Origin of the sequence: Mycobacterium sp., from assembly GCF_035623875.1 — a bacterium.
GTDB lineage: Bacteria > Actinomycetota > Actinomycetes > Mycobacteriales > Mycobacteriaceae > Mycobacterium.
Window position 1 is genome coordinate 1 of sequence record NZ_DASPSP010000139.1, and the last position, 8,255, is coordinate 8,255.

At 63.1% G+C, this 8,255-nt stretch carries 6 protein-coding genes and 1 pseudogene; 1 reads left to right on the top strand and 6 read right to left on the bottom strand.

Going from position 1 to position 8,255, the window contains the following annotated elements; translation table 11 throughout:
- Positions 1-131: pseudogene (locus tag VEI45_RS11285) on the top strand (cytochrome P450); the annotation flags it as partial.
- A gap of 521 nt (positions 132-652) precedes the next feature.
- Here the strand turns inward: VEI45_RS11285 and VEI45_RS11290 are convergent.
- The 6 genes from VEI45_RS11290 to VEI45_RS11315 form a co-directional block, all read right to left on the bottom strand.
- Positions 653-2,227 carry a GMC family oxidoreductase gene (locus VEI45_RS11290; protein WP_324853129.1) on the bottom strand — a complete coding sequence of 525 codons (1,575 nt, stop codon included), beginning with the start codon at positions 2,225-2,227 and terminating at the stop codon, positions 653-655.
- Between the two features lie 30 nt (positions 2,228-2,257).
- Positions 2,258-3,736, bottom strand: coding sequence for a long-chain fatty acid--CoA ligase (locus VEI45_RS11295; protein WP_324853131.1), 1,479 nt, complete (start codon positions 3,734-3,736; stop codon positions 2,258-2,260).
- A gap of 34 nt (positions 3,737-3,770) precedes the next feature.
- Complete coding sequence (locus VEI45_RS11300) at positions 3,771-4,037, bottom strand: hypothetical protein (RefSeq protein ID WP_324853133.1); 267 nt, start codon at positions 4,035-4,037, stop codon at positions 3,771-3,773.
- 240 nt (positions 4,038-4,277) lie between these two features.
- Positions 4,278-5,495: a PucR family transcriptional regulator gene (locus VEI45_RS11305; protein ID WP_414687455.1), complete on the bottom strand. Its 1,218-nt coding sequence runs from the start codon at positions 5,493-5,495 to the stop codon at positions 4,278-4,280.
- Positions 5,496-6,009: 514 nt separating this feature from the next.
- Complete coding sequence (locus VEI45_RS11310; RefSeq protein WP_324853137.1) at positions 6,010-6,510, bottom strand: ferritin; 501 nt, start codon at positions 6,508-6,510, stop codon at positions 6,010-6,012.
- 223 nt (positions 6,511-6,733) lie between these two features.
- Positions 6,734-8,137: a wax ester/triacylglycerol synthase family O-acyltransferase gene (locus VEI45_RS11315; RefSeq protein ID WP_324853139.1), complete on the bottom strand. Its 1,404-nt coding sequence runs from the start codon at positions 8,135-8,137 to the stop codon at positions 6,734-6,736.
- Positions 8,138-8,255 lie beyond the last annotated feature (118 nt).

The following is an 8,255-nucleotide window of genomic DNA, read 5'->3' on the forward strand; positions in this document are numbered from 1 at the left end:
TCGAAGGGCGCATCGCTCTCGATGAGGTACTCAGCCGCTTTCCCAAGTGGGACATCGACATCGATAACGCTCGCCGATCACGAACCGCGACCGTTCGCGGCTGGGACACCATGCCCGCGATCGTCAGCTGACCGTCGAGCAGCGACTGCCCCAGAAGGCTGGCGCGTCAAGTCATCAGGTGGCTATTTGGGTTGGGCCGCCTGCTAGCGAGGTCGATGAAGATGATCCCTCTTGACGCCGTCAAGAGCCGAGAACGAAACCGCAGGTAACGGGACGTACTGAACGGGAACGGGAAGTAACGAATCGGCAGTTCAGAAGGCAAAACCCAGGTAGGGCTGCGGGTTCGATTCCCGGCAGCTCCACTGAGAGGATGTAGATCAGAGCCACATCCGGATATGACCGTCGATCTCGTCAACGGGTTGTGCGACATGTCCTGATGCCATGGAGCCTCAAGTTTGATCTTCGTTTCGACGCGCCACCGTTTCACATGCTTGCTTCGCCTCGCCGAGCGGCGACTGTGTCTTTCTTGCTGCACGGCCAGCCGCTAGGACACGCCTTCCTTCGGCGTGCTCGCGGTGTCGGCGCGACCGCTGCGGCGATCGCCTCAGCCCCCTGCGATTGGTGATGTCTATGCGGTTGTGGTTCGTGACACTTACGACTCTTTGATGAAGTCGGAGCAGCGTTCTCCGATCATGACCGCGGGGGCATGGGTGTTGCCGCGGACGATCCTCGGCATGATGGACGTGTCGGCGATGCGCAGGCCTTCCACGCCGTGTACCCGCAACTTGGGGTCGACGACGCCATCGGTCGGTGACCCGATACGGGCAGTGCACGAGGGATGAAAGGTGTGTTGCACCGACGTCCGAATCCAGCCTTTGATCTCGTCGCGGGTGCGGACGCCATCGCCGGGGGTGATTTCGGCTCGCAGTACCCCGCTGTTCTGCGCGCTCGCCGCGACGGCGCGGGCGAACTCGACGGCGTCGACCATCTCATCCAACTCGGATTCGGTAGAGAACATGTTGTAGGTGACTGCCGGCTTGCGGGTCGGATCGTTCGACCGGATCCTCACCGAGCCGTGGCTCCGGGAACCGATGTAGGAGAGCGCCATCGTCGCCGCCGGAGCATCCCATGATGTCAGCCCGTGGTTGTAGAAGAAACTTGGCGAAAGCAAAACTTGGAAGTTGGGCGCGGGCATGCTTGGATCGGTGCGGAAATGAATCGCGCCTTCGGCGATGTTGCTGGTCAGCTTCCCGCGCCTTCGGGCCAACCAAAGGGCCAGATATTTGGGGTCTTCCGCGTCGGCGAGCCCGGTGTAGCCCTCGGCAAGCTCGTAGCAGACAGAAGCCAGCGGGTGCTCCATCAGATGCTCTCCGACGGCCGGCAGATCGACCATCGGCGTCACGCCGACCGAGCGCAGGAAGTCGGCCGGGCCGATTCCCGAATGTTGCAGCAACGCAGGGGTGTTGAAGGCACCACCCGACAGCACTATTTCGGCACGCGCACGGATCCGCTCGGTCCCGCCCTTACCGTCGGCAACCTCAACCGCGACCGCCCGGCCATTTTCGATGACGATTCGGGTGGCCAGCGTCTTCTTGCGAATCGTCAGATTCCTGTGACGCGCCAGCGGTGCCAAGTAAGCTTCGGCGCTGCCGAAACGCATCCCGCGGTACTGGTTCACCTGCAACTGGCCGGTGCCGTCCATCTGCTTACCGTTGAAGTCGTTGTTGCGCACGGCTCCCTGCGCGGCCGCGGCGTCGATTAGGGCGACGGTGACCGGGTCGAGATCGGTTATGCGGGTTACCTTCAACGGCCCTGTTGTGCCGTGGTATTCGTCGTCGAACTCGTCGTTGCACTCGGACCGCTTGAATATGGGGAGAACGTCGTCGTAGGACCAGCCTTGCGCTCCCTCGTCGGCCCAGGTGTCGTAATCGTATCGGTTGCCGCGGATGTAGATCATCGCGTTCATCTCGCTGCAGCCGCCGATGAGCTTGGCGCGCGGTGAGAACACTCGACGACCGTTCAGATGCGGCTCCGGTTCGGTCCAGTAGTCCCAGTCGATCTTCGAATGGAATTGCTTCGGGAAGGCGGCCGGCGCTTTCACGTCGAGCCTGCGGTTGGTACCGCCGGCTTCGATGAGCAGCACCGTTGCGGTTTCGCTGAGCCGGGCGGCCACTGGGCAGCCCGCCGAGCCGGCGCCGATGACGATGTAGTCGAATTCTTGTGACACGATGCACTCCTTTGGTCTGGGTGGGGGAAGCTAGCTGGGCACCTCGATAGCGCGTTTGAGGATTTTGCCGGTGGGGGTTTTGGGCAGCTCGTCGACGAACCAGATGCTGCGTGGGTACTTGTATGCGGCCACCTGCGCCTTGACGTAGGCCTGCAGGTCGTCGGCGGACAGCTGCTCACCCTCCTTCAGCGCGACGGCGGCGGCGACCTCCTCACCCAGCTCGTCGTGTGGGATGCCGATCACCGCGGCCTCGCGCACGGCCGGGTGCTCGTAGAGAACCTCTTCGATCTCGCGCGGGTAGACGTTGTAGCCGCCGCGGATGATCAGGTCCTTCTTGCGGTCGACGATGAAGAAATAGCCGTCCTCGTCGACCTTGCCCACATCGCCGCTGTGGAACCAACCGTCGGCATCGATCGCTTCCGCGGTGGCCTCGGGAAGCTTCCAGTACGCCTTCATGACGTTGTGACCGCGGATGACGATCTCGCCGACGTCGCCCTGGGGTACCTCGGCGCCCTTGTCGTCGACGATCTTCATCTGCACACCCTCAACCGGGGTGCCGATCGAGCCCGGCTTGCGATCGCGGTCGGCGTGATTGAAGGACGCGATCGCCGACGTCTCCGAAAGGCCGTAGCCCTCAAGCAGTTTGCAGTCAAACCGCGCCTCGAATCCGCGCAACACCTCCACCGGAAGCGCCGCGCCGCCGGACACGCAGATTCGCAGCCTGACGTCCCGTTCCGAGGGTTGGTGAAGCAGCGCCGTGTACATGGTGGGGACGCCCGCGAACACCGAAACGCCGTCGCGGTCGATGATCCCGAGCGCCTTGGCGGGGTCGAAGCGGGGCAGCAGCGTCAAGCAGGCACCGGCGCGCACCACGGTGTTGAGCGCGCATGACTGCCCGAATGCGTGGAACAGCGGTAGCCCGCCGAACATGACGTCCTGTTCCGTGAGCGAGAACAGCTTCTGGCCGATCTCACAGTTTCGCCCGAGGCTGCCGTGCGTGAGCTCGGCGCCTTTGGGGGTGCCGGTGGTGCCCGACGTGTACAGGATCACCGCCGTGTCCTCGGGCGCTCGATCCACCACGTCCGGGACCGGCTCGGCCGACGCCAGCAGCTGCTCGAACTCGCCGGGCTTGACCACGACGCATTCGGCAGCGGTCTCGGCGGCGCCCCGCTCGGCGGCGCTGGCGAACTCGTGCCAGGCAAACACCACCTTGGCGCCGGAATTCTCCAGATAGAAGCGCACCTCGCGGCTCTTGAGCAGCACGTTCATCGGCACGACGACGCCGCCGGCGCGCAGCACGCCGTAGTAGACAACGGCGAAATAGGGGACGTTGGGCAGCATGATGCCTACCCGATCTCCGGCCTGTATGCCTTTGGCGCGCAGCAGACCCGCCACCCGCGCGGTGCCCTCATCCAGGGCGGAATAGGTCAGCTCGACGTCGTCGAGCCTGATCGCGACGCGGGCGCCATGCTTGCCCACGGTGTCGATCAGGTTTTTCGCGAGGTTCATCGTCAATCTCCTTGGTATCGGTTAGCCGCGCTGCTCAGCGCTGGATCGACTTGAGGTAGAAGAACTTCCTTAGACCGTCGGCGCCTAGCTCGCGCCCTTGGCCGGAGCGGCCCTGGCTGTCGAGCCGGCGTTCAATTGGCGGGCCAAACGCAGCCGTCTTGAACTGCTTCGGAAACACCGCCGGCATCTGCACGTTGAGGTGCCGGTGTGAGCCGCCGGCCTCGATGAGGAGGACGCGAACGGAGGCGTCCTCGGGACAGTCGGCTCGCGACCACCGCTCCCGCGGAGCCTGCGCCGGCAACGATGTAAGCGTAGGAATCCATGTAGTTCCTCTCCGGTTTGACGTTGCTAGAACGGTGACATCCGGGCACCAATCAGCGCTTTGTGTCGGGGATACAAGGCTTCACCCGCAGTTGGTATACCGGCGCCATCGCGGCACCCAATCGCGGTCGGTACGTTTTCGACGAACGCAAGCCCCAATTTCACAGCGCAGGGTCGGTGACAGGGCCGTCAACACTGCTGTGCCATTGGCAGTTTCGTATTATCGCGAGGGTTGGAGGACGGCGGTGCCGTACCACTGGCACAGTAGTAGGGCCGCTTCGACGTCGAGCCGATCGTCGTCGAGCGGCCGACCACGCCTGGCAACAGCCCGACCGACGCGGTATCTCACGGTGTTGAAGTGAAGGATGAGTTCCTCAGAAGCCAGCTTGTAGCTGGAGCCACACCGCAGGTACACCCACAGCGTTTCCCGCAGGCGTGCGTCATTCTCGTTGTGGCCAGCCAGATCACCGAGGGTATCGGCGACCCATTCGCGCGCCTTGCCGACGTCGCTTGCCAACAACGCGGCCATCGACAGGCCCGGGTCGGCGGCGGCGAGAACGGTCGGCCCCTGCTGGCTACCGGCGACCGCGACCGAACGCGCCATCTGCGCTTGGTTGTGGGAACGGCGGAAACCGTCGACCCCTGCCGCTGTCATCCCAATGCCCAGGCTGGGAGAGTCATGACGCCCTGCCGCGAAGGCACGTATCTTCTTTACCGCATCGGCGTTGGCCTCCTTATAGGGCAACCACCCCCATCCGGTCACCCGGTTCTCCGCAACGAACAAGGGTTTCGCCGCAGCGCCCGCGGCTTGCCCGAGTTCGGAAAGGAAGCGTTGCAAACGCGGTAGTTCGTCGCCATCTGCTCTCGCATCGGGATACCAGATGACGACCGCAAGGTGGTGCCACCGAAGTGGATAGCGAATTGACGTGGTTGCGTCGTCGATGTCGACGATCTTCTTTCCGGCCAACAGTTCCCGGACTCGCACGGCGCGGATACTGTTCTGTCCTTCCAGCCAACGTTCGCGCTCCTCCTCGTACACAGCGATAACCTGCTGCGATATGCGGTCGACGTACTGGAAAAGCGTGGCGGTAAACCGCTCCAGGACCGCAACTCTGGCTGTTGGCGGGATGTCGGTCATCCGCACGGTATCGAACACGAGTTCGCTCACGCGGCTCTGGCCGAGTCGGTAAGACCGCACGAGCGCGTTGACAGTGACGTCGTGTTGTGCCAGCCGCCGGGCGTGCTCCAGTGCGGCGTTTGGCGCCTCGACACTTTCCACCGCGATGTGGTAGCGCAGAGCCCTCAGCACGGTGTCGATGTTGCCTTCGGCGCTGGCGCGGAAAAGCTCCGTCGTGAGGGCATCCCCGCGCATCTCCGGCATCGCGTCTGCAATGTAAAACACGACGTCCGAGGCTAACTCGGTCAGTCGTTCGTTCATCCGAGCAGCAATCTCGGTGATGCAGCCGTCCACGTCGAATTCGGCGTCGTATTCGGCATCGCGACGAAGGTCCGTCACCCCTCGACGGTAATTCCTTCGGCCGCCGTCCTGATGCAGAATGGCGTCGTCAGAAACCTTGCATAGAGACATCGTGTAGGGACCGTGCTCCGTTCGGTCACCTGAGTGTCGTGCGGGTCCGAATACCAGCCGGGCGGCGGCCTGTTGATGCCGTCAACACCTCTCGCGTATCCGCAGATCGGTCCACGTCGTTTCGCGTGCTTTCGCGTAGTCGGATCCAGCGTATCCGCAGGTCACGATGTTTTCTGTAGCGGGTTCGATTCCCGGCAGCTCCACTAAAACTGCAGGTCAAAGGCCAGTTTTCTTTCACGTCAACATCGCCGGTGAACCTGCGGGTGCGGTGCGGTGGCGACATGGGCGGCACCGGTGAGCTGCAGCGAGCGGCGTCGCATTAGCGACTGCCCCGGTCTGGCGGGTGGCGCGCGGGCTGAGTGGACTACGAGTTGATGTCCCGGGCGACGAATTGCTCGAGGTCGAACAGATTGTCTCCGGCGCGGTCGGCGACTCGCAGCAGTGTGGTCATCTCCGCCTCTTCTTCGACTTGTTCCTCGAGTAACGACCACATGAACTGCTCGCCGAGGTAGTCGCCCTCATCGCGGGCTGTGGCCGCTAGCGCGCTGACTTGCTTGGTGATCGTGCGCTCCGAGTCGAGCGCCAGCGCGATCGCGTCGCGGGGGGTGTCGAATTGATTGCGCACCTCGTCGGCACCGGGGATTTCGAACCGGAAATCGCGGTCGATGAAGTATTCCACAATCTTCATCGCGTGTTCGCGTTCCTCGTCGGCCTGCCGGTAAAAGAATTTCGCCAGCTGCGGCAGGTCATCGTTGTCCAAATACGCCGCGATTGCAATATATTGCTGCGTCGCGGTGAATTCGATGCGGATCTGCTCTTGTAGCAGCGTGTGGAATTTTGTTTCAGGGGTGTCGTGATTGGTCATGACGAGCACGCTACCGCAGGTCAGAGTGCATTTCAACGAAGGTAACGCTTATTCAGGTCAGCTTTTCCTAAGTAAAGCAAGGCTACGTTGAATAAATGCGCGGCCAGCGTTCCCTAACCAAACAGAGGGTAGGTTTTCCTAAGTAAAGTAAGCTTTAGTATTACGAGCATAGATGATATTTCGGGCGGACGACTGTCTGGCGCGGCTCGATGTCAGCGCTCGGTCAGGAAATCGCGCGCTTCGGGCCCACCGGCCGTTTTGCTGCCGCTTCCTTCAGCACCTCGTAGGCCTGCAGCGTGTGGTGGGCGAGTTGGGTTGGGTCATCGATCGCCGCGGCGTTTGCGACGAAGCCGAAGTCCATGCTGTCGTGGTAGGACGCCAGCGTGGCGTTCAGCCCGATCGAGGCGGCGAGAGCGGAGACCGGATAGATGCCGAGGAGGCGTGCACCGTTGAGATGTTGGGTCTCCTTGGCGCCCGCCACGTTGGAAATGACAAGGTTGCACGCTGGGTGCCCGATGCGGTCCAGGTGCGTCGAGGCACCCAGGCCCGCGAGTGCGACGAGTCCGACCGCGTAGGTCATCGCCGCCTCGTTGGACATGTCGCCGAGTTCCTTCTTGGCTGTGGCAACCGAGTGCACCACTTGGTGGATCCGCTCCGGAATGCTCGCGCCGGGCTGGCCGAGTCGTACAAACATCGCCGACACCCGGGTGCCGATCGCCGTGTCGTCGTCGGCACGCAAAGAGACCGGACACATCGCGATGAACGGGTGCGCGAAGGCGCGGCCGGTTTCGCGCAGGTAGGCATGCAGCCCCGCGTCGAGGACGGTGACGGCTACGTCGTTGAGGGTCGCCCCGAAGTGCCGACCGATCTCGTGCATCTCATCGAGCGGCAGCGCGAGCGTCGCGAAGCTTCGCCCGATTTTGAGCGGCTCATTGGTCGGCGCGTGCTGCGCCGCGAACGGCAGGCTGCCCTCGAGATGCGATCCCACAAGACCGGCGAACACCTTGCGCAGCGCGCCGAATGAAACCTGGTTGAGAGCCCCGACCTGCGTGACTGCCCCGCGGATCGAGTCGACGATCCGCTCTGCGAGCGGCGTCGGCGGGTGCGCTGTGGGTGCCGGAGCGCCGAGCGCAAAGGCGGGCTTGGGGATGGTGTGCTGATCGGACGTGCTCAGGCCTGCGTATAGCAGCTTCAGGCCGGATTCACCGTCGATGATGGAGTGATGAGTCTTCGTGTAGATCGCGAACATTCGGTCCGGTACCCCGTCGATCACCCAGCAGCGAAAGAGTGGCCGGTCGCGATCGAGTTGCGGCTCGTGCAGATCGGCGACGAGCCGCAGCAGGTCGTCGTAGGAGGCTCGGGCGGGGAGCGCCAGGTGCTCGATGTGGTAGTGCGGGTCCCAGTTCGTCACCTCTCGGAAATGGGGCGCGCCGCGAACCAGGATCTCCGGCACATAGTTGAATGGCGGCACCGGCTGGTACGCCCGGTACGCCTCCACGATCTCGCGCACGATCGGCCCGTGGCCGGCCGGTTTTTTGAACAGCAACATCGCACCAACGTGCGTCGTGCCGGCCGGTGACTCGATCAGCAGCCATGAAAGGTCTAGCGGCGGAATCGGTTTGGTCATGAGTGCAATCCTCCAGGCATCCGAACCCTCACGGAGATGCTTCTCCGCGAGACCAGCGCTGACCAGGGCATTAGGTCCTCGCTATGGCAGTCGTAAGTCGCTTAGCACAGAGCCAACG